Consider the following 21038-nt stretch of genomic DNA (forward strand, 5'->3'; position numbering starts at 1 on the left):
CACCTTTTACCATGAAAAAAATAATTTCTTACTTTCCCCCTTCCTGGATTCTACGAAGCAACCTTATTTTATGTAGTATACTTATTAGTTGTCAGGTTGCCTTTGGCCAGGCTGTTGCCTGGAAGCCTGTAGAAGGGCATATTATGACCAAGTGGGCCAAAGAAGTAACGCCCACAAATGTGTTACCTGACTATCCGCGTCCGCAGATGGCCCGCAAAGAGTGGAAAAATTTAAATGGTTTATGGGAGTATGCCATTGCGCCAAAAGATAATACTACGCCACAATCGTATAATGGGCAGATATTGGTACCTTTTCCGGTGGAATCGGCTATGTCTGGTGTAAAAAAGCTGGTGGGCAAAGAGAATAAATTGTGGTACCGTCATACATTTGAGGTGCCTGCCACCTGGGCAAATCAACGGCTATTACTTCACTTTGGCGCAGTAGACTGGCAAAGCACGGTATCCATTAATGGAAAACAGGTAGGCACCCATGAGGGTGGCTATGATCCATTTTATTTTGATATTACCGATGCTTTAAAAAAAGAAGGCAAACAAGAAGTGATCGTTTCTGTATGGGACCCCACTTCAGAAGGCACGCAGCCCCGCGGCAAACAAGTTGTAAAACCGGAAGGCATCTGGTATACCCCTGTTACTGGTATCTGGCAAACGGTTTGGCTGGAGCCGGTGCCCGTTTCTTCTATCAAAACGTTTAAAACTACGCCGGATATTGACAAAAAAACATTGACAGTAGCCGTAGAAGGCCAGGGAACCCAGCAAACGGATATGATAAAAGTCATTGCTATGGATGGGAACAAAGAAGTAGCCAGCGCCACCAATCCCATCGGACAGCCGGTGGCAGTAACCATACCTACTCCCAAACTCTGGTCCCCTGATTCACCCTTCTTATATGATGTGAAAATACAATTACTGCGCAATGGCAAAGCAATAGATGAGGTAAGCAGCTATGCCGGTATGCGCAAAATTTCTCTGGCCAAAGACAAACAAGGCATTCCCAGATTGATGCTCAATAACAAGTTTGTATTTCAGTACGGCACGTTAGACCAGGGTTGGTGGCCCGATGGGTTATATACGGCTCCGACCGATGAAGCGCTGAAATTTGATATTGAAAAGACGAAAGAGATGGGTTTTAACATGATCCGGAAGCACGTAAAAGTAGAACCAGCCCGATGGTATATGCATTGCGATAAAGTAGGTATTTTAGTCTGGCAAGATATGCCGAGTGGTGACAAAAGTGCCGAATGGAAAGCCCCAAGTGGGATAGATGGTCAAGAGATGACCCGTACAGCAGAATCAGAAGCCCATTACAAAAGAGAATGGAAAGCCATAATCGATGCCTTTTATAATTATCCGTCTATTGTGATGTGGGTGCCTTTTAATGAAGGATGGGGGCAGTTTAAAACCGAAGAAATTATCAATTGGACCACTAAATATGACCCTTCCCGCTTAATTAATGGACCTAGTGGGGGCAACCACTTCCCGGTAGCTCATACCATAGATCACCACCAATATCCTGGCCCTGGTATGCCGCCTACGCAACAGGAACGCGCTATGGTATTGGGTGAATTTGGTGGGCTAGGCTTACCTGTAACTGGTCATTTGTGGCAGGAAAAAGATAACTGGGGCTACCGGAAATATCAAACTTCCGATACGTTAACTATGAAGTATGCAGATCTGATCAATCAGATTCCAGACATGATAATTAAAGGTCTTTCAGCAGCTATTTATACCCAGACAACTGATGTTGAAGGAGAAGTAAACGGATTGATGACGTATGACCGGGCCATGATCAAAATGGATGCTGACCGGGTAAGGCAAATAAATAGTGTGCTTACTAAACCTACTGTAAGCCCTTCCAAAAAAGTTAATGCTGCTTCCGGGCAGTAAAGGAAAGTTTTATGAATGAATACGCATTGAATAGATTATGGATTGAATGCAGATTACCGTATACGAAGTACACATATCTTTAACTAAAAAGTATTCTGGCATAATCATATAGAGTTATAGTCGTATTTTGCTGTTTTGTTAAGGCCAGGCATTATATTTTTAAAGCCTATTTTAGAAAAGATGCCAATTTTTAGAAAGGTACTTTGAATAAGCTGAACTATGTTCTGCGAAATATTTATGGATACATGCATATATCCCAAAGGAATAACAGATATTTATAAAATAGTTAAGTGAAAGAGAAGTAGGGTCACAAAATGAATTTACTTCTCTTTCATGCCAAATAACCTTTGATTTTATTTTTTTGACCATATGAAAAAATTGCTTTACCTCTATTGCCTCTTATTCTGTGCTTTCTATTCATGCCGGCAATCTGCCGGTACCGAAGAAGCATCCACTGATACGCTGGCTGATACCACAACTCAAGTTGCCGTTTCTACCATCTCGTTTACTAATCCAGTATTACCTGGCGATTTTGCCGATCCTTCGGTTACTAAAGTAGGTGACACCTACTGGGCTACCGCTACTTCATCCGAATGGGCTCCCTTATTTCCACTGCTGAAATCTACCAATCTGGTAGATTGGGAAATTGTAGGCCATGTCTTTCCTGATAAATCACCAGACTGGGCAGATGCGCACTTTTGGGCTCCGGAAATAGCCTATGAAAATGGCAAAACCTATATTTACTATACCGGCAAGAAAAAAGGCGGCAACCTGTGCGTAGGTGTGGCCAGCGCTGATAATCCGGCAGGCCCGTATACCGATCATGGGCCTCTGGTATGCCAGCCGGTAGGTTCTATTGATGGCTTCCCAATACGCGACGAGAACGGACAACTATACCTGATCTGGAAAGAAGACGGAAACAGCCAGAACCAGCCTACGCCTATCTGGGGCCAGCAGATGAATGAAGAACGTACCAAACTGCTGGGTGAAAAATTTGAGCTAATCCGTAATGACAAACCCTGGGAAGGAAGGCTGGTAGAAGGTCCTGCGTTGTTTAAGCGGGGAGAGTACTTTTATATGATTTATGCTGGCGATGCCTGCTGTGGAAAAGAGTGTACCTATGCCACCGGCGTAGCTAGGGCAAAGAAGCTTACCGGCCCTTGGGAAAAATATGCTAAAAACCCAATTCTTACAAAAAACGAAACCTGGAAATGTCCTGGCCACGGCACTGTAATCACGGATGCATCCGACAATTATTATTTCTTGTATCATGCCTATAACACAGATAGTTTTGTATATCCTGGCCGTCAGGGTTTATTAGATAGGTTCACTTTTAATGCTGAGGGATGGCCGGTTTTTGAATCTAGGTCGCCGAGCGCTCGTAAAGCCCGGATTGCCAGAAATGACATGAGCCTGCAAGATGAATTCACATCCGACAGCTTATTACCTACCTGGCAGTGGCCTGTAAACATATCGCCATCGTATAAAATGGAAGATGACGCCAACGGTACACTACAACTTAAGGCTAAAACAAATAACTTAGGCTCTGTTTTGGCTCAACGGACCAAAAGTGCTAATTATGAAGCCATCACAGAAATTAGCAAAGCTTCCCTGAAAAACAATTTACAAGCAGGCCTGGCTGCCATCGGCGATCCGGAAAACGCTATTGGCGTATCTACAACCGGAAAAAGAATCATACTCTGGCAGGTAAAAGGCGGAAAGCAAAACACCCTAACCCAAACGAGCATTCCCGACAGTGCAGCTATTCAACTACGTTTGGTTACCAGAGGAGGCGATAAATTTCAGTTTTCCTGGAGTATAGATGGCACAACCTGGAACCAGCTTGGGCAAGAACCAGTGAATGGTTCCTACCTTCCCCCCTGGGACCGTGGCGTACGCGTGGGCTTGGTGGCCAAAGGAGTTCCTTCCACTACAGCCCAGTTTAACTGGTTCCGGCTTACAAATAATTAACTTCACCGCACAGAAATAGACCAAACAGGGACTAACGTGACTAGTTCCTGTTTGATCTTTGTAAACCGGGCCACGTATACGGTTTAAAATGCACCTACATGGCTTTTTCAGCTACGTTTAGCTTTCATGGCTCTCTAGCAGACTTTTTCCCAAAGAACAACCAAGAGCCTATTCCTTATGTCTTTAAGGGTACGCCTTCCATAAAAGATGCTATAGAAACCATGGGCGTACCCCATGTAGAAGTAGATGTAATTCTGGTGAATAATAGCCCGGTAAATTTTACATACCTTCTCTCGCCTAACGACCAAGTTCAGATTTATCCTAAAAATCATTTGCCTCCAAATCGAACATTTGTTCATCTGATTAAAAAATTCCCGGATTTCCCACAGTTTATTCTGGATGTACACTTGGGTAAGCTTGCCCGGTTGCTACGTATGCTAGGATTTGATGCCCTGTATGAAAAGAATTATACAGATACACAAATTGCAGAAATAGCTTTTGCAGAAGTTCGTATTGTGCTTACCAGAGACATATTACTATTGAAAAGAAAATCAATAGAATGGGGATATTGGCTCCGCTCCAAACACCCGAAGGAACAGTTGCTAGAGGTGCTGCACTATTTTGAATTACAGCAGGCTTTTCGGCCGTTTTACAGGTGCATGGCTTGCAATGGATGTATTCAGAGAGTGGAGAAAAAAGAAATTGTACATCTGCTGTTACCGGAAACCAACAGGTTTTTTGAAGAATTTTACCAATGCAGCCAATGCCATAACATTTATTGGAAAGGGTCTCATTACGAAAAAATGGAAAGCTTTATTAAGCAATGTACATCTAACTCCTAAGGCTAAATAAGGGAATGGAATATTGTAAGGAATAACCTTTTTCCTATTCAGCAAACAGGTAGTTCTGGGCGCTACTATTTCCATACATTCTACCGCAGTTACGGTTACTGGAATCCATTTAGCTCATCAAGTGGGATTGAATAAATGAAATAATAAATTTCTCTATTTAATAAACTATAGATAACGTCTGTATAAAGTGGTTGCAATAAAAATTAAGTAGGTTTACGCTATTGGAGATCCGGAAATTTTATAGCTCAGGTGGTCATTTTTCAGGTTTACCGGCTACTTAGTTTTGCACATCAATATTTTTCAAAAAAAAATTTAAATTATCATATTTGAAGGAAAATTTTTAAAATTTATTTCTATATTTATAAACAACTTTTTACCTCAAATTAAGTAAAAGACACATATATGAACTTTCAACTATCCAGCATGAATCAGTTTAAGGCTTTAAACTCATTTTTAGTAGATCATCATAATGCCGAGGAGCAAATGTTGCTTGAAACGCAAAGAAACCTGATCGCTTATAATAAATTACTTAAATCAGCTACGGTGCTGTTGCTTTTTATTTCTCAAATAGAAGAATTTGAAGAAGAATTAAAGCAAGAATTAAAAACAGCTATTTACCAGAGAGCAGAAAAAACAATATTTAACAGTTTGTATTCAAAAATTGGAGAAGCCCTTCAAGCTCATAAGGAAAAGCGTTTTCCGAGAAGCTAATAGTCTTCCATTCATGCTGAATAGTAAAGTCAGGTAGCCACTACCTGACTCCGGCTTACCCCCATCCGTCTTTTAGCTTTAGTAACTCACATCTTTTTTACTTTGGTTACCTCTTTTCCCGCAGGCGTTTATACATGCGGATAGCCAATAACAGCAAGGCAATAAATACTATTAACCCTGCTAAACCCCATAACATACTAAGCGCATTTTTTAATACCACCAGAAAAACAATGCTTACGAGCAAAACGGTTGCGCCTTCGTTAAAAACCCGGAGTTTAAAAGAAGAATACTTAATATTGCCCTTTTGCTGCTGCCTGAAAATACGGTGACACCAAAGATGATACCCATATAATACCCCGACAAAAAACAACTTATACTGCAACCACTCTGGCGTTGTGCGGTAAAGATACCAGGTATAGGTGCCCAGCAAAAGTGTAAGAACGGCTGCCGGCCAGGTAATGCCATACCACAACCGCCGTTGCATCAGCAAGAATTGCTCTTGAAGAGCTTTTTTTTCAGGTTCAGGTTTATCGGCCGCTTCCACATAATAGATAAGTAACCGGGGCATATAAAACAAGCCTGCAAACCAGGCTACCACAAAGATGATATGCAGTGCTTTTATATAAAGAAAAGTCATATGGCAGGTTAAGCAAATTAGCTGCTAAGGTAAGCCTTTTACTAGTATTTTATGGTTATTACTAGCTGTAACAGGTAAAGTTTCCACAAACTTAGAACTACTTCTGCTGCCACTTCACAAAGGGTAAATAGCCTTTTATAATCCTTTCATTAGTCATCTTCTCCAGATCTTCTTTACCCAGCCCAGCTTCTGGTAACGAAAGTATTTTAGCAGTTTGTAAAAAGCTGTGTTTGTAACTTTTTCCCGGCAAAAATTCATTTCTAGAAGATATACAGGTTAGTAGTAGCATTTTAGGTTGGTATGTTTATTATCTGCTGATGAAATATTTTTTTATGAAAAGATAAAAAATACAGCTTTAAACAAGGGATACAGGTAGTAATATTTACAAATACATTGATCTTGGTAATTCTCTAAAACTGCCAATATTTGCTTTTATTAAACAATAAACAGGTATAACCCTAATTTAAGAATGAAAAAGATTGTATTATCAGCATCTTTAGTAGCCTTATCATTATTTGCCAAAGCACAAGATGCTACCGGTGAGCACAAACCAGTTTTAGGCGATGTAACTACCGAATTCAGCTATGGTGGAATATTCAACAACACCCAGTTAGGTCTGGCCAATGGTCAGTTGAAATTCCGGTATTTTGTGGCCGACAATCTGGCTGCCCGTATTGGTTTCAATATCTCTTCAAACAGCAAAACAGATCATGTACTCGGCAACGACGATGAAGTAGGTACTAGTACAGAATCTACCAGTAATGTAGGCTTCAACTTAGGTGTGGAAAAGCACTTCAGCGGTTCTGAGCGGTTGTCTACCTATGCCGGCGCTGATTTACTTTTGCAACTCAACAGCGAATCGCAAAAACTGACTGATACCGATTATACTGGTTCTAACTATGTAAAAGGCACAAGCGGTAAATACAAAACAGGTTCTACAGGCCTTGGCTTACGCCTGGTTACTGGTGCTGATTACTATATTGTAAAGAAAGTATATTTAGGCGGCGAACTTGGCTGGGGCTTCTTATATACGATGGCCAGAGATAGCAAAGTTAATTTTAAAAATGGCTCTACAACTATAGACGAAGTAAGCCCTGCTGAAGAAGGTGCTAGAACGTTTGAAGTAAAACCATCTGTTGTAGGTGCTATCCGCTTAGGTTTCCGCTTTTAATTAAATAAAAAATACATTTGTTGCTAAACCCGCCAGAGATTTGTTTCTTTGGCGGGTTTCTTATTAATAAGTCATTACTCCTAAACCTATGAAAAAGCTATTTTTTATCTGCCTATTAGTTGCCTGGATGGCAAGTTGTATGCGGAAACCAGCGGTATCAGATGGCTGGATCCCCTTATTTAATGGAAAAGACCTGAACGACTGGTCGATAAAAATTGCTGGTTACCCGCTGAACGAAAATTATGGCCAGACATTCCGGGTCTCTAATGGAGTTCTGCAAGTTTCTTATGATCATTATACTGATTTTGGTGTGAAGTATGGGCACATTTTTTATAAACAGCCCTTTTCTGCCTATTTATTATCTGTAGAATACCGCTTTACTGGTGAGCAAGCCAAAGGCGGCCCCGGATGGGCTCTCCGCAATAGTGGCATTATGTTTCATGCACAGAATCCTCAAACAATGGGCAAAGATCAGGATTTCCCTATTTCTATTGAAGCGCAATTTTTGGGAGGTAATGGGAAAGATGAACGTACAACACTTAATTTGTGTACACCAGGCACAAATGTAGTACTGAAGAATGAACTATATACCCCTCATTGCATTAATTCCAGTTCTAGAACATTTCATGGCGACCAGTGGGTAAAAGCTCAATTACTAGTGTTGGGAGATTCTTTAGTGAAGCATATGGTAGAAACAGATACCGTGCTGGTGTATACAAAACCTCAAATTGGGGGTGGCAATGTAATTAATTTTGACCCGGCCGTAAAAGTAGATGGTAAACTGCTGAAAGAGGGATACATTGCCTTGCAAAGTGAGAGTCATCCGGTGGAGTTCCGTAAGGTAGAACTCTTTAATCTGGAAAAGTACATGGATAACCCCGCTGAATTAAACAAATTGTTACAGCGCCTGCGTACGAACTAGTGGCAAACCATATATAGGCGGGTAAGCAACCTAACTTACAGGCTTAAAAACTGCACACAATAGTCACTACTTCCGGTAAATGACTTAAAGTTTTCGGAGAAAGAGTTGCGGCATTGACCTGATCCGCCATTTGCTCCGGGGTGCCAGTACATGCAATTCAGACAGACATTTTTGCCTTCCAGCTGAACGTGCTCATGTTGCTTCTGAATGCTGGTATAACATTCATTGCAAATGATCTGGAGAGGATCTTCCCCCCATCTAGCATATGTATCACGGCACTGATGACAATATTTAATTTCACTCATATACGTAATTTACTATCCTTATTTAAAATTTCAAATAAATTTTAGCGGCTCCTTTCCAGAAAAAATAGCCTGTATTCAAGTAAGTACCAAAAGGGGGTTATGCCTGATAAATTTTTACAAATAGCCTCCTGCTCTGTAATACAAGGCTTCTACATTTGAGTTATACTTAAAAAGTCATTCACCTGCGCAGTATTTTACTTAGTACAGCCGGGAAAAAGTAACTCCATTGTTTTAAATAACTCTATCAATTCTATGTAATTTTTATAGAGATTACTCAATGCCGTTAACTGATCTGTGCATTTATCCGATGGTACTAAGCTTATGAAAATACCCTGTTTTAGCAAAGAAGGAGGAGTATTTTATATTTGTGAAACTATATTCAGTTACTCAGTATATGCACGCAAGAAACTATCACAAAAAAGTGATCGGCGATCCGCAGGATATCAACTTTATGGAAAAATGGTTAGCCGGACTTAATGATGAGCTGCAAACCAGTTTTCTGCAAGCTCTTACCAAACAAAATATTAGCCTGGAAGCCGTACTTAACGGAGATGCCGTGTTAGAACTGGTAGAAAATGAGAATTATCCGACCAGGCAACAAATATACCAGATAGATGGAAAACCTTTGCTTCAAGTAACTCAAATTCAAAATAATATAAGCATACAACTACTTTAATAATTTTTAGTATACCCGTACATATTGGATTGTTCATATATGATCCGGATTTTGTAAAACCACAAACCTATGAAAAGAATAGCCATTGATATGGACGAAGTAATGGCGGATGCCAACCTACGGTTCCGGGAATGGTACGAACGGGATTATGCCAGGAGGTTAACAGCAGAAGAAATGCATGGCAAGCATTATAAAGATATGGTGCTGCCTGAACACCGCGAACTAACCATGAAATATCCGTATGTAGAAGGTTTCTTCCAGGATATGCCAGTGATAGAAGGAAGCCCGGAAGTAATTCTAGAATTATCTAAAAAGTACGAGATATTTATTACTACTGCAGCTATGCAGTTTCCTACTTCTTTTGTCCATAAATATGAGTGGCTCAAAAATCACTTTCCCTTTATTCCAACCACGCATTTCGTCTTTTGCGGAGAAAAGGGTATTATTCTGGCAGACTACCTCATCGACGATCACGTACGGAATTTTAAACGCTTTACCGGACAAGGCATACTTTTTACCTCACCTCACAACGTACACGAAACCTGGACACCTAGAGTAAATAACTGGCAGGAAGTGGCCGCTCTGTTGCTGTAAACTACTTCAACTCTTCAAGCGTAATATCTTTATAATAAGCTTGTGCTTTGCCTCCTCCATGAATTTGCAAAGCAATTAATCCGGACTGCGGAATGGAATTATCTTTTTCTGTGTAGTCTACGGTTTGCTTACCATTAATCCAGAGCCGTATTCTTTTGCCTTCACATCTGATCCGGTAGTCGTTCCAGTCGTCGGTTTTCAGCAGATCAGTAACTACGTTTGGAGCCGGTCTAGCCAGTACAGAATCACGGCGGGATTCATCATACAAACAGCCCCAGTATTTATCTCCTAGATCTGCCTGGTAGCCAATCATCTCGTAAGCAGGGTTAGTATGCCGCTTGCTGCGTAATTGCACACCTCCATTGACAAAGCCAGTACCGGCTAACTTAAACTTCAGCTTCAATTCAAAATTGCTATAACTTCTGGTAGTGCTCAAAAACTCATTATGCGGCACTTCTGTTTCTAACGATCCACCTACGATCGCTCCATTTTCTATCCGCCAGGTCTGCAGTGTATCGCCTTGCCAGCCTTTAAAAGTTTTACCATCAAATAAAGATACCGGCTTAAATGCGGGTGCAGGCACAAAAAAATAAGTTAACCCTTGCCAGATTAAAAAAAAGAATACGGATGCAGACATACGAAATACAATGAATGTTGAACTATACGAATGTGCAAATAAATAGCATATAATCATCATTTTTATGGATGAATTTTAGGCACTCCGTTTCTTTTTTGTTTTTGTAAAGGAAAAATACCCGACAAGTTTGTATTTCAGTTTGCTGCGTTATAAGTTTAACAGCCACATATCAGCAGTAGTATGGAAACTAATTTCTTTGTAAAGTCTCATGGTCTGGGAAACGAATACATTGTATTTGATTCAGAGAACATCAATTTTTCTCTTACTTCAAAAAGTATCCAGCGAATCTGCAACGTAAATTTTGGGATAGGCTCCGATGGCCTGCTGCTGAAGGTTCCCAGTAACAACGCGGATTTTGGTTTGCAGATATACAACCCCGATGGCAGCGAAGCCGAGAAAAGTGGAAATGGCTTGCGCATCTTCTGCAAATTTCTCTATGACTACCGGTTTGCTACCAGCAAAGTATTTACCGTTGAAACAAAGGGTGGACTGGTAAATGTAGAGATAGTCGAAGAAAAAAATGGCAAAGCACGTGTCATTAAAATAGATATGGGCAAGGCTGAATTTACCAGCCGGTTAATTCCGGTGTTGCATAGCCAGGAAGAATGTATAGATGAACCTCTGGAAATAGCTGATAAAATCTACCAAATTAACTGTGTATCGATGGGAAATCCGCATTGTGTAATTGTGAAGGAGCATCTGGATATAACAGAAATAAAAAAATATGGCCCGCTGCTTGAAAATAATCCTAAGTTTCCAAACCGGATAAATGTGCAGTTTGCCAGGCCCATAAACCGGGAAGAAGTAGAAGTATTAATCTGGGAAAGAGGTGCAGGATTTACCCTGGCTTCTGGCAGTTCTTCTTGTGCAGTAGCCGCTGTTATGGTGAAAAGGGGATTTACTGGCAAAAATGTAACTATTAAAATGCCTGGTGGCGAGCTAAAAATAGAGGTAGATGAACAATGGCACATCCGCATGACTGGCGAAGTCAGACAAATAGCAGAAGGTGTGTTGAGTCCGGAATTACTTGAAGATTTTATTCATTAAAAGACTACAGGCACCTTTAACAGCGTGCCTGTAGCTAATAAGATAAGTTAAGAAAATATACCCAGGGAAGCTACATAGTCTTTGCTGCCGTCGTTTACCCAGGAATCCAGTTGGGCGGGGTCTTTCATCTGCTGGCCGCGTAGCCTTGGTACAGCAATATACCCACACTGCACATCTGGCAAGCCCGACATATCACTCCATAGTTTTTCTACTTGAGCTACCGGATAAATATCTTCCTGCCCATGCCCCCAGCGGTATTTTACATCTTTAATTGTTACGTAAGTAGGCATGCGGTGAGCTACTTTTCTAACGGCTTTTGCCAGTAATGCATCGTCGCCTTTCAGATCTTGCCGGCTTAAGCCAAAAAGTTGCAATAACTGATCAATAGAAATCCAGGTGGTCATAGAGTTGTAGTAGCGGAGTTTTAGTTCATCCTCTTCATTTGGTTGAGCTAACCCTTCCAGCAGGCGTACTTGTCCGTTTACCCGGGCCAGGCCACCGCCCCGGTCGTCTATATGGCGGGGCACCACTTCAAAGGTAAGCACATTGCCAGATAACAGATGATGTCCCAAAGACTTAGGATCTATATCGGCTCCTAACGTATCAATATTATGCAACATGATAGTATCTACCTCCGGGTTCTCCTCTAGTAAGGTAGCCAGTGTACCATTCCGTATCAGGTTAGATACTTCGTACCAGTGGCCTAAGGGTGAAAACCGTTGTCCGGCAATATTATCCACATAGTCAGTGCCTTCCCCTTTAGACTTCGCCCAGTTAATCATAGTCCGCCTTACCGCATCGCGTACTTTTTGTTTGTTTTCATCCAGGGTTTCCTGGGGCATTTCTTCCCACATAAACCGCAAATCTCTTTCCATAGGCACAAACCGTTGCCCGATGGATCTGCCTGGGGAGAGATATACTTTTCCCTGATAGCCAAAATTGGCACTCTCTTCCAATTTCTTCTGAATAGGTTTATGAGTGAGGTAACTGGTAGCCACAATATGTGGGATAGAGGCTCCATACTGTTCGGCAATCTTCCTAGTTTTAGCCAAGTGTATTTCCAGAAAATTGCGGTGTATGCCATCAATTTCTACAAAAGGATTCAGGGCTTTTATCACCCCTGCTCCTTTCGTCCAACGGCTACCCACCCCGGCAGCCAGGCTTAACACCGCCACTTTTCCACTCCGAATGGCTTGCTCGCCTGTTACCTTCACTCCTTCCAGAGAAGTAAGCTCCACCACATCTTTATTTTGTACATCTTCAATCGTTGTTTCTACTGGCAAACGGTTTCTGAATAAACCTATCCGGCCTCTTTGCAAGGCTTCCTTGATTTCTTCATGCTGAATATAGTCGAATCCGTTTTCCCTTTTAATCCGGTCTGCTTCTTCATCTTGTGCATGCCGGTTGGTTTGAGTGGATGGGTCGGATACTTTAAACAAGTTGCTAATGATGGTGCGAAGTAAAGGATAGGCCTCATCATTTTTATCGCAGAGGGTAGTAAAATAGTCTATTTCAGCCCGGCGGATATAAGAAATAGAAGCCGGATCTTTACGTACCAGGTCAGATACTTGCAACGCATAATATTGTGTAGGCATCAGTGCTTCACTACCTTCCAACAACCTGGCAAAAGTTCCGTTTGTATTAATCTGCCAGTTGTATACAACTGGTTCCATAGCAAAGGGCAAGGAAGCCGAAAGTTCAGCTTTGGTAGTTTTCAAAATAGCCAATACTTTCTCCTGATATTCCTGGTACCGCTCCGGATTAACAAACATACCCATTCCCCCACCCGACATGCCTCCTAGCATAAGGAAGCCATAATAATCTGCCCCAAACTGCTGCTTGGCTTTGGCGATGATCCGTTCTGTAAAATGTGTGGATGCCCAGGGAATAATTGTTTTTATTGGTCCGCTAAAGTTCTGTGCTGTGTTGGAGGCCAGTTTTTGTATATCGCCTTCTTTCAAAGCCGTTAAAATATTGTCGAATATTTGATTGGTTTGTTTGCGGGCATTCGATTCTTTCTCTCCCCGTAATAGGTATTTTTCAGTAACCATTTCCAGAATAGGGCCTACATTGGAAGCCATTCCGCCATGCATCAGCACCAAAGAATGCGTCATTTTTTCGGCTATTTCCGGATGTACGGCCTCTCCTTGAAGAATCCGGTGCCTGGGCAGTAATGTACCCCGGCTAATGCCATATTCCGGGTCGCCTTCTCTGGCTAAGGTTCCTTCTATGGCTTTAATGCCAGGCCATACCCCACCGGAATCTTGCCAACCGCCGCCAGAGCCACCCAGCCATTCACCTAAGATTGCCCTGGAAGCTACTAAGCGCCGTTCACTTTCCTGAAGCCCGCCCTCAAACTGACTAGCCTGGCCAGTGGCCCGCATCAGCAAGGAGATAATAGAACCCAGTAAGTTGGTGGAAACTGCTAATCTGGAACCTTTGGGAATATCATTTACTCTGGTGACCAGTTCTATGCCCATTCCAGGAGCTACAATTCTGGCTAATATTTGGTCTAATGGTTGATTCGTTCCTTCGAAAGATGGGGGAATTAAGCCAGAGGCAATAATACCAGCTTTTACAAGGCTCAGGTAATCGTTTCCAAAATTATATAAATCGGCTAAGTCTGTAATATCTTTTGTTGCACCCAGGTCAATGCTGGTAATCCGCAAGATAGGTTCTGGAATTACCCGGACATATGTTTGTAAAGGCGGTTTAATGTCTTTGTCTCTCCCAAATACCCCCAGATCTATAGATACATTGATCACCCTGGCTCCTTCCGGATAGTCCATACCCAGGAAAAATATATCCGACCAGCCACTATGCGTTAAATCCATCCGCACAGGGGTGCGTTCTTCCAATACCGGATAGAATAAGGAATTTGCCTGCCGTTTTAGTAACCTGGGATGAATCTTTATTGGGTGGTCTTCCAGATGGCCTACCCGGAACATCCACTGGTTGCCTTTGCTAGACCGTACACTTTTACGCACCTGATCTGCCAGAATCTGGAAAGACAAATGATGATAACTCTCTGCCAGACCGCTGAACAATGCTGCATTAGGGCCTTGTTTCTGAATAGTTTCCAGAAAATACGTAATAGCTTGTTCAAACCGCCTGCCTAGTAAGTCTTCAAATCCTTCATACGGGATATGTCCGGTCTGGGGAATATCTTTCGCTTCTGAGAGAAAAAATCGGTAACCTGCATATAAAAACAAAAGAGCCCGTACCCGGTCGTATAAATTGTGGCTGGCTTTGCGAAAAGTATCCAGTTCCTGAAAAAGGGTAAATAATTCTTTAGAAGAAAACTGCCTGGATAACTCGTAAAAAGAACGGTTTCTTTTGCCAGGATCAGCACTCGTTATGGTTTCTATAAAAACATTCATAGAGAAAAGTCATTAATTTCAGTGAAATTGCTAAGGTCTATTGGTGTCGGGTAGTTATTACCTTGACCGCAGGTTACGGGTAGCCTCTGCCAGACTTTCTACCAGGGTGGTCAGCGTCTGGTCATGTCCTTTGCCAGCCAGACCTAATGCAATCTGCGCCTGTAGTAAACCATATTTTCTGCTTATATCGTAGCGGTTTCCTTTTACTTCCAGCGCCAGATATTTATCTTGTACAGACAATTGCTGTAGAGCTGGAGTCAGCAACACATTTTTGGTAGTTTGCACTTGTATAGATTTCTCCAGTAACTGGAAAATGAGGGGAGTTAATACGTGCATTCCGAAAAAGCAGAGATAATACCCTATCCGCAGGCCGGGCGTTTGTAATTCGAGTTCAGCCATACTCAGCGAAGGTTTTTCTATCAATTTTTCTATTTGATATACGCCGGGCATATTGGGCATATGTTTACCTGTAACCGTACCGTACTTTCCTATCAGGTGTTCAACCGTAGGGTTAACTGCCGAAACCGAACAATTTTCACTGATGGCCAGGTCAATTAATTGCTGGGCGCAACGTTTCCCTGCCAGATGCGATACATACAAATAATCTCCCAGCAGAAGCAGAAAAGGTTCATTATTAACAAACTCTCTGGCACAATATACGGCATGTCCGTAGCCTAAAGCTTCCTGCTGCTCGGCAAAATGCATGCGGCTCAGCAAATGATCTATTCTGTCTGCTTCTTCCTTTGCCCAATCTATACCTTTGTAGGACTGTAGTAAATTAGTATGCAACGATTGAAAAGCACTAATATATCTGGGCCCATCTCCCGGAGCACATACTACACAAATTTCTTCAATCCCACTGGCAAACGCTTCTTCAGCAATTATCTGAATCACTGGTTTATCTAATCCATCGGTATCCATTACAGGCAACATTGCCTTTTGTACAGTATCAGCCACCGGGTAGAGGCGTTCGCCTCTGGCAGCTGCAGTTATAACAGCTTTTCTTATTTTCATTTCTAGGTACAGAATAATTTTGTGCTGTAAAAATAACAGTTTTTTGCCCTTAAAAAACCTATTTGGGTTTTATGTATCTATTCCTTTCCTCATGAAGTTCATTCAATATACATCCATTTTGAAACCTCCCATTATAGAGCCCGTAAAAATTATAATTTATAAACTCAATTTATGCTGTATTTGAATGTCTTATTAAATAATGGGCTTATCTGTATTGCTGTATTATACAAGTTTTGCGTATAAGCATGATTAGTTTACAGTGTTGTATGTATCTAAACAATAAATATTTATTTCAACTTTGTAGAGGAAAGTATTCCACGATCTTTTAGTATACATTATCTTCGTCATCAATCAACTTTACAGCTATGCAAAAAATATTTTATGCCTTTTTATCCCTGATACTTTTTGCTGGTATGGCCCAGGCTCAGGTGTCAATTGTACCCAAAGCAGGGGTTAACTTTGCTAATGTTTCAGACCATTCTACATTTAATAACAGAAACTCACTTACTGGCTTCACTGCCGGACTTGGATTAAATTACAGTTTAAGCGGAGATAACTTTCTGTCGGTACAGCCTGAATTGTTATATTCACAAAAAGGCTTTTCGGCCGAGGGTGGAATTACTGGCGTAAATTATGAAGGAGATTATAAGCTCAACTATCTGGAGCTGCCATTACTCGTAAAAATAGGTTTCGGTACGGAAAGTATTGCTGCGTATGTAAACGCCGGTCCAAGTGTAGGATATTTGTTAGATGGAAGAATAAATGGCCGGGTGAGTGCGTTTGGTATTGGTACAGACTACGAGGAGAAACTTGAATTTACAGATAACCCAAGCATAGGCAACATTAATGAAATAGAAGCCAACCGGATAGAATTCGGATTAAACTTTGGTGGGGGTATAGGTTTTAACTTTGCAGAAAATTCTACGCTATTTTTTGATATCCGGTATAATTTAGGCTTAACGGATTATGACAAAAATCAGGATTCGAAGAACCGCGTAATTGCGCTAACAGCCGGCGTAAAACTTCCGCTATAAGAATAAAGGTATCTTACTATACAAGCTCATAAGTTGTTAAAGCTTATAAGCTTGTATAGTTTATACTATCTTATACAGCACCGTACACCAGGGAGGCAGGTCAATAACAGCGTCCGCTTTTATTTTATCTGGTAAAGCTTTGGCCGTTTTTTTAGCAGTAGATTCTTTTTCTTGCCATTTACCCTCGGTAGAATCCAGAAGTTTTTGAGGCAGTTCTTTGTGGGCTTTATAGGTGGCTACTTTCTCTGAGATATTGTAGAGGCACACTACCCGGCTATGCTCATTCCACCGTTCTATTTCCAGAATTCCTCCGTCAGTAATACGTACCTGTATGCAATCTTTGTTATAGTTATGTAAGGCATCGTAGTTTCTCCGTAAGCCGATTAGTTCTTTGTGCCAGTCTAAGAGGACGCGGTAATGGCCTTTTTTGCGTTTTTGCCACTGTAGTTTAGATTTGGTATAGGTATTTTCAGATTGCGGGTCTGGCGCTTCTCCTTCAAACTGAAACTTGGCAAAATCTTCTTTCCGGCCTTCCTGTACTGCTTTTATGAGGTCTTTATCACTGTGGCTGACAAAATACAGGAAGGGATTATCTTCGCCATATTCTTCGCCCATAAATAGCATCGGAATATAGGGTGAAAGCAGCACCAGAGCAGCCGCCAGTTTCAGTGCATCAAAAGAAATAAGGATAGAAAGCCTCTCGCCTAGCATGCGGTTGCCAATCTGGTCGTGGTTCTGGATAAAGGCAATAAACTTATCTCCGGATACCCCAGCCGATGACCTACCATAGCGGCGGTGGCGGAATTCTACAAACTCTCCGCTATGTACAAATCCATCTTTTATGGCTTTTTCCAATTGTTCCCGTTTACCAAAATCAGCAAAATATTGTTGCCCTTTTGGGTCTAGTAATACATACAACGCATGGTGAAAATCGTCGAGCCATTGCAAATCAAACCCATAGCCCCCTACTTCCGGGGATTTGATCACTTTGGGGCTGTTCATATCGCTCTCGGCAATCATGTAAGTGCGGCGGCCACTCTGCACGGAAAACTTTTTTACCTTTTCATTCACATACTCCCAGAAATGAATAGCACTCATATCAAAAACCATATGTATGGCATCCAGGCGAAGTCCATCCAGATGATACTTTTCTAACCAGAACAGCGCATTCTCAGCAAAGAAATCCCGTACCCCATCGGCATAATCCGCATCAAAGTTTATTGCATCGCCCCAGGGTGTTGAGTATTTATTATTGAAATACGGTCCGAACTTGCCGAAATAATTTCCTTCCGGCCCCATGTGATTGTATACTACATCTAAGATTACGGCTATTCCTCTGGCATGGCAGGCATCCACAAATTTTTTAAAATCATCGGGTGTGCCATAGGTATTTTGTACAGCATACGGATGCACACCATCGTAGCCCCAGTTGCGGTTTCCGGGAAATTGCGAAACTGGCATAATCTCTAATGTATTTATTCCTAATTCTGCCAGATCGTCCAGCTGGGCTATAGCTGCTTCAAAAGTACCTTCCTTCGTAAAGGTGCCGATGTGTAGTTCATACAAAATAATGTCGTGCCACTCTACGCCTTTCCAGTCAGCATCCTGCCATTTATAGGTATGATCTACTACTTGTGAGGGACCGTGTACGCCATCGGGCTGGAAATGCGAAGCCGGATCGGGCAGATTAGTATCATTATCTATCTGGTAAAAATATTTTGTTCCCGGACTAACATCATCCAGTTCTGCCAGGAAGTATCCCTCCTCCCCTTTTTTCATTTTAACCGCTCTCTTTTTCGGAGCTATGATGTGTAGGGTTGCTTTTTCTGCTTTAGGCGCCCATACCGTAAATGTACACTGACCGTTGCCAGTATAATGTGTTCCAGCTTTCATATTTTTACTTATTCCAGTGAATGTTATACTGGTAATAGCTCAAAAAAGTTGGTAAGTAAACTCAGCCTGCCTGGTAAACACGACAATACTATGTGTATACTTTCCTATTTTTTTGAACTTTTGCGCCTATATATCCTGTGGTAAAAGCTGCATAATTGTTTATTTACCTTTACTTTGCAGGGTGCATAATAATTATTACTACATACGTCAACTCTCCGGAGAGCTACGGAAAAAACTTACCGGCTGGACTCTAACCACCTGTTTCAGTCAGGAGAAGGATGAGCTGGTAGTAGGCTTTGTCCGGGACAAAGAAGAATTTTATATAAAAGCAGTTCTGAAATCCGACTTTGCTTGCCTGGTATTTCCGGAAACGTTTCACCGGGCTAGAAAAAACAGTGTGGATCTGTTTGAAGAGCTGATGGATTTGCAAATTCTGGATGTGGTACAATACCAGAACGAACGGAGTTTTTCACTTGTGTTAGAGAAAGATTACCTGTTGTTGTTTAAAATGCATGGCAACCGCTCCAATATTATTCTGTTCAGACATAATGAAGCTATTGATTTATTTCACAATAAATTAGCCAACGACTTTTCTATTACCCCTGAGGCTTTACACCGCCATCTCGATCAACAATATGAAGCTTTTGTAGCCAATGGGTATCAGGTTCAATCTTTGTTTCCGACTTTTGGCAAGCCAGTTACCAGGTATCTGTTAACTAATGGGTATGAGCAAGCTGATGGTGCCGGAAAATGGAAGATTATAACTAATACCCTTACGTTTCTGGAAGAACCAACATTCTACATCACCAATATAGATGAAACTCCTGCCCTATCTCTTTTACCGGTAGGAGATGTTCAGCAAACTACTCAGAGTGCTATAGAAGCAGCTAATCTTTTTTATGCTGCGTTTGCGCGGATTACAACACTGGAAGCAGAAAAACGGGTTGCTGTTAAACTGCTGGAAAAGAAAAAGAGCCAGACAGAGAATTACTTACTGAAAACGTATGGCAAGCTGGAAGAAATAGAAAAAGAGTCTAAAAATGAGCATCTGGCAAATATCATTATGGCCAACCTGCACCAGATTCCTGCAAGAGCTGAAACAATAGAGTTGTATGATTTTTATCATGACCGGATGATCCCAGTAAAATTAAAAAAGGATTTAAGTCCGCAGAAAAATGCCGAAACCTATTACCGGAAGGCTAAAAACGAGAAGATAGAAATAAACAAATTAAAGGAAGCTATCTCTGTAAAAGAACAGGAATTACAGCAGATAGAAACCCACCTGCAGGTAATTGATAACATAGAGCAGTTTAAAGAGTTGCGCAAATACCTGAAAGAACACAAACTGACCGATGAAAAAGCGGAGCCTACGCCAGAGTTGCTTTTTAAAAAAACAGAATACATGGGCTACGAAATTTGGATAGGCAAGAATGCTAAAAACAACGATCTGCTCACGCAGAAATATGCGTTTAAAGAAGATTTATGGCTGCATGCCAAAGATGTAACCGGATCGCATGTGATTATTAAATACCAGGCAGGAAAAAATTTCCCCGAACCAGTGATAGAAAAAGCAGCAGAACTGGCAGCCTATTATTCCAAGATGCGTACCGACAGCTTATGCCCGGTTATTTACACACCAAAAAAATATGTACGCAAACCCAAAGGTTTACCCGAAGGAGCAGTAGTAGTAGATAAGGAAAAGGTGCTGATGGTTGAACCCAAGGCAATCTAAAAACTTGCATATGTAATACGATAAAGATGCTCTGAAATTAAAATTTTTATTAAACTTCCTAATGCCTAACACTCACACATGATTGCTGTTATTCAAAGAGTTTCCCAGGCTTCCGTTCAGATTGAAGGTAGTATCAAATCATCTATTGCTACAGGTTTTTTGGTACTGCTGGGTATTACCCATACAGATACAACGGAAGACATAGGGTGGCTTTCTAAAAAAATGGTAAACATGCGCATATTTGGTGATGCAGAAGGAAAAATGAATATAGCATTGCCGGAAGTAAACGGTGATATTCTGCTGATTAGTCAGTTTACGTTGCATGCCAGCACTAAGAAAGGCAACCGCCCTTCTTTTATCGAAGCAGCCAGGCCGGAAATAGCTATCCCTTTGTATGAACAGATGATTAAGGCACTGGAAAAGGAATTGGGCAAAAAAATTTATACCGGAGAGTTTGGAGCCGATATGAAAGTAAGTTTAATCAACGATGGTCCGGTAACTATTCTCATTGATTCTAAGAATAGAGTATAACAAAAAAGGCAGCTGAAAGGCTGCCTTT

At 41.4% G+C, this 21038-nt stretch carries 18 protein-coding genes; 12 read left to right on the forward strand and 6 right to left on the reverse strand.

Going from position 1 to position 21038, the window contains the following annotated elements:
• Nucleotides 1–11: 11 nt before the first annotated feature.
• The 4 genes from Q0590_RS29690 to Q0590_RS29705 all read left to right on the forward strand — a co-directional run bounded on the left by Q0590_RS29690 (nt 12) and on the right by Q0590_RS29705 (nt 5437).
• On the forward strand, nt 12–1904 hold the full coding sequence (locus tag Q0590_RS29690; protein WP_302041285.1) for a glycoside hydrolase family 2 protein: 1893 nt from the start codon (nt 12–14) through the stop codon (nt 1902–1904).
• Between the two features lie 369 nt (nt 1905–2273).
• Nucleotides 2274–3875 carry a family 43 glycosylhydrolase gene (locus Q0590_RS29695; RefSeq protein ID WP_302041286.1) on the forward strand — a complete coding sequence of 534 codons (1602 nt, stop codon included), beginning with the start codon at nt 2274–2276 and terminating at the stop codon, nt 3873–3875.
• Nucleotides 3876–3973: 98 nt separating this feature from the next.
• Nucleotides 3974–4717 (forward strand): Mut7-C RNAse domain-containing protein, encoded by a 744-nt coding sequence (locus Q0590_RS29700; protein ID WP_302041287.1) that lies wholly within the window; start codon nt 3974–3976, stop codon nt 4715–4717.
• A gap of 411 nt (nt 4718–5128) precedes the next feature.
• Complete coding sequence (locus Q0590_RS29705) at nt 5129–5437, forward strand: hypothetical protein (protein ID WP_302041288.1); 309 nt, start codon at nt 5129–5131, stop codon at nt 5435–5437.
• Between the two features lie 106 nt (nt 5438–5543).
• On the opposite strand, the gene Q0590_RS29710 is transcribed toward Q0590_RS29705, so the two are convergent.
• Entirely contained in the window at nt 5544–6074 is a 531-nt protein-coding gene (locus Q0590_RS29710) for a CopD family protein (RefSeq protein ID WP_302041289.1), read from the reverse strand.
• Between the two features lie 469 nt (nt 6075–6543).
• Here Q0590_RS29710 and Q0590_RS29715 point away from each other — a divergent pair, with 469 nt between their 5' ends.
• The gene (locus Q0590_RS29715) at nt 6544–7245 is read left to right on the forward strand and encodes a BT1926 family outer membrane beta-barrel protein (RefSeq protein WP_302041290.1); all 702 of its coding nucleotides are present in this window, start codon (nt 6544–6546) and stop codon (nt 7243–7245) included.
• Nucleotides 7246–7333: 88 nt separating this feature from the next.
• Nucleotides 7334–8167 carry a 3-keto-disaccharide hydrolase gene (locus Q0590_RS29720; protein WP_378410453.1) on the forward strand — a complete coding sequence of 278 codons (834 nt, stop codon included), beginning with the start codon at nt 7334–7336 and terminating at the stop codon, nt 8165–8167.
• 35 nt (nt 8168–8202) lie between these two features.
• On the opposite strand, the gene Q0590_RS29725 is transcribed toward Q0590_RS29720, so the two are convergent.
• Nucleotides 8203–8472 (reverse strand): hypothetical protein, encoded by a 270-nt coding sequence (locus tag Q0590_RS29725; protein WP_302041291.1) that lies wholly within the window; start codon nt 8470–8472, stop codon nt 8203–8205.
• Between the two features lie 394 nt (nt 8473–8866).
• On the opposite strand from Q0590_RS29725, the gene Q0590_RS29730 reads away from it, so the two are divergent.
• Both Q0590_RS29730 and Q0590_RS29735 read left to right on the forward strand, forming a co-directional pair.
• The gene (locus tag Q0590_RS29730) at nt 8867–9148 is read left to right on the forward strand and encodes a hypothetical protein (RefSeq protein WP_302041292.1); all 282 of its coding nucleotides are present in this window, start codon (nt 8867–8869) and stop codon (nt 9146–9148) included.
• Nucleotides 9149–9217: 69 nt separating this feature from the next.
• Nucleotides 9218–9742, forward strand: a complete 525-nt coding sequence (locus Q0590_RS29735) for a 5' nucleotidase, NT5C type (protein ID WP_302041293.1) — start codon at nt 9218–9220, stop codon at nt 9740–9742.
• A 1-nt stretch (nt 9743) separates the two neighbouring features.
• Here the strand turns inward: Q0590_RS29735 and Q0590_RS29740 are convergent, their stop codons facing one another.
• Nucleotides 9744–10379 carry a 3-keto-disaccharide hydrolase gene (locus tag Q0590_RS29740; RefSeq protein WP_302041294.1) on the reverse strand — a complete coding sequence of 212 codons (636 nt, stop codon included), beginning with the start codon at nt 10377–10379 and terminating at the stop codon, nt 9744–9746.
• A gap of 180 nt (nt 10380–10559) precedes the next feature.
• On the opposite strand from Q0590_RS29740, the gene dapF reads away from it, so the two are divergent.
• On the forward strand, nt 10560–11426 hold the full coding sequence (gene dapF, locus Q0590_RS29745; protein ID WP_302041295.1) for a diaminopimelate epimerase: 867 nt from the start codon (nt 10560–10562) through the stop codon (nt 11424–11426).
• A 47-nt stretch (nt 11427–11473) separates the two neighbouring features.
• Here dapF and Q0590_RS29750 read toward each other — a convergent pair whose 3' ends face one another.
• The gene (locus Q0590_RS29750) at nt 11474–14806 is read right to left on the reverse strand and encodes a UTP--glucose-1-phosphate uridylyltransferase (protein ID WP_302041296.1); all 3333 of its coding nucleotides are present in this window, start codon (nt 14804–14806) and stop codon (nt 11474–11476) included.
• Nucleotides 14807–14863: 57 nt separating this feature from the next.
• A complete protein-coding gene (locus tag Q0590_RS29755; protein WP_302041297.1) occupies nt 14864–15820 on the reverse strand; it encodes a UTP--glucose-1-phosphate uridylyltransferase in 957 nt (318 codons plus the stop codon).
• Nucleotides 15821–16185: 365 nt separating this feature from the next.
• Between Q0590_RS29755 and Q0590_RS29760 the strand changes: the two genes are divergently transcribed.
• A complete protein-coding gene (locus Q0590_RS29760) occupies nt 16186–16854 on the forward strand; it encodes a porin family protein (RefSeq protein ID WP_302041298.1) in 669 nt (222 codons plus the stop codon).
• 60 nt (nt 16855–16914) lie between these two features.
• Here the strand turns inward: Q0590_RS29760 and treZ are convergent, their stop codons facing one another.
• The gene (gene treZ / locus Q0590_RS29765; protein ID WP_302041299.1) at nt 16915–18747 is read right to left on the reverse strand and encodes a malto-oligosyltrehalose trehalohydrolase; all 1833 of its coding nucleotides are present in this window, start codon (nt 18745–18747) and stop codon (nt 16915–16917) included.
• Between the two features lie 181 nt (nt 18748–18928).
• On the opposite strand from treZ, the gene Q0590_RS29770 reads away from it, so the two are divergent.
• Both Q0590_RS29770 and dtd read left to right on the forward strand, forming a co-directional pair.
• On the forward strand, nt 18929–20479 hold the full coding sequence (locus tag Q0590_RS29770) for an NFACT RNA binding domain-containing protein (protein ID WP_302041300.1): 1551 nt from the start codon (nt 18929–18931) through the stop codon (nt 20477–20479).
• Between the two features lie 78 nt (nt 20480–20557).
• Nucleotides 20558–21010: a D-aminoacyl-tRNA deacylase gene (gene dtd, locus Q0590_RS29775; protein ID WP_302041301.1), complete on the forward strand. Its 453-nt coding sequence runs from the start codon at nt 20558–20560 to the stop codon at nt 21008–21010.
• The last annotated feature ends 28 nt before the right edge of the window (nt 21011–21038 follow it).

Origin of the sequence: Rhodocytophaga aerolata (assembly GCF_030503435.1) — a bacterium.
Lineage (GTDB): Bacteria > Bacteroidota > Bacteroidia > Cytophagales > 172606-1 > Rhodocytophaga > Rhodocytophaga aerolata.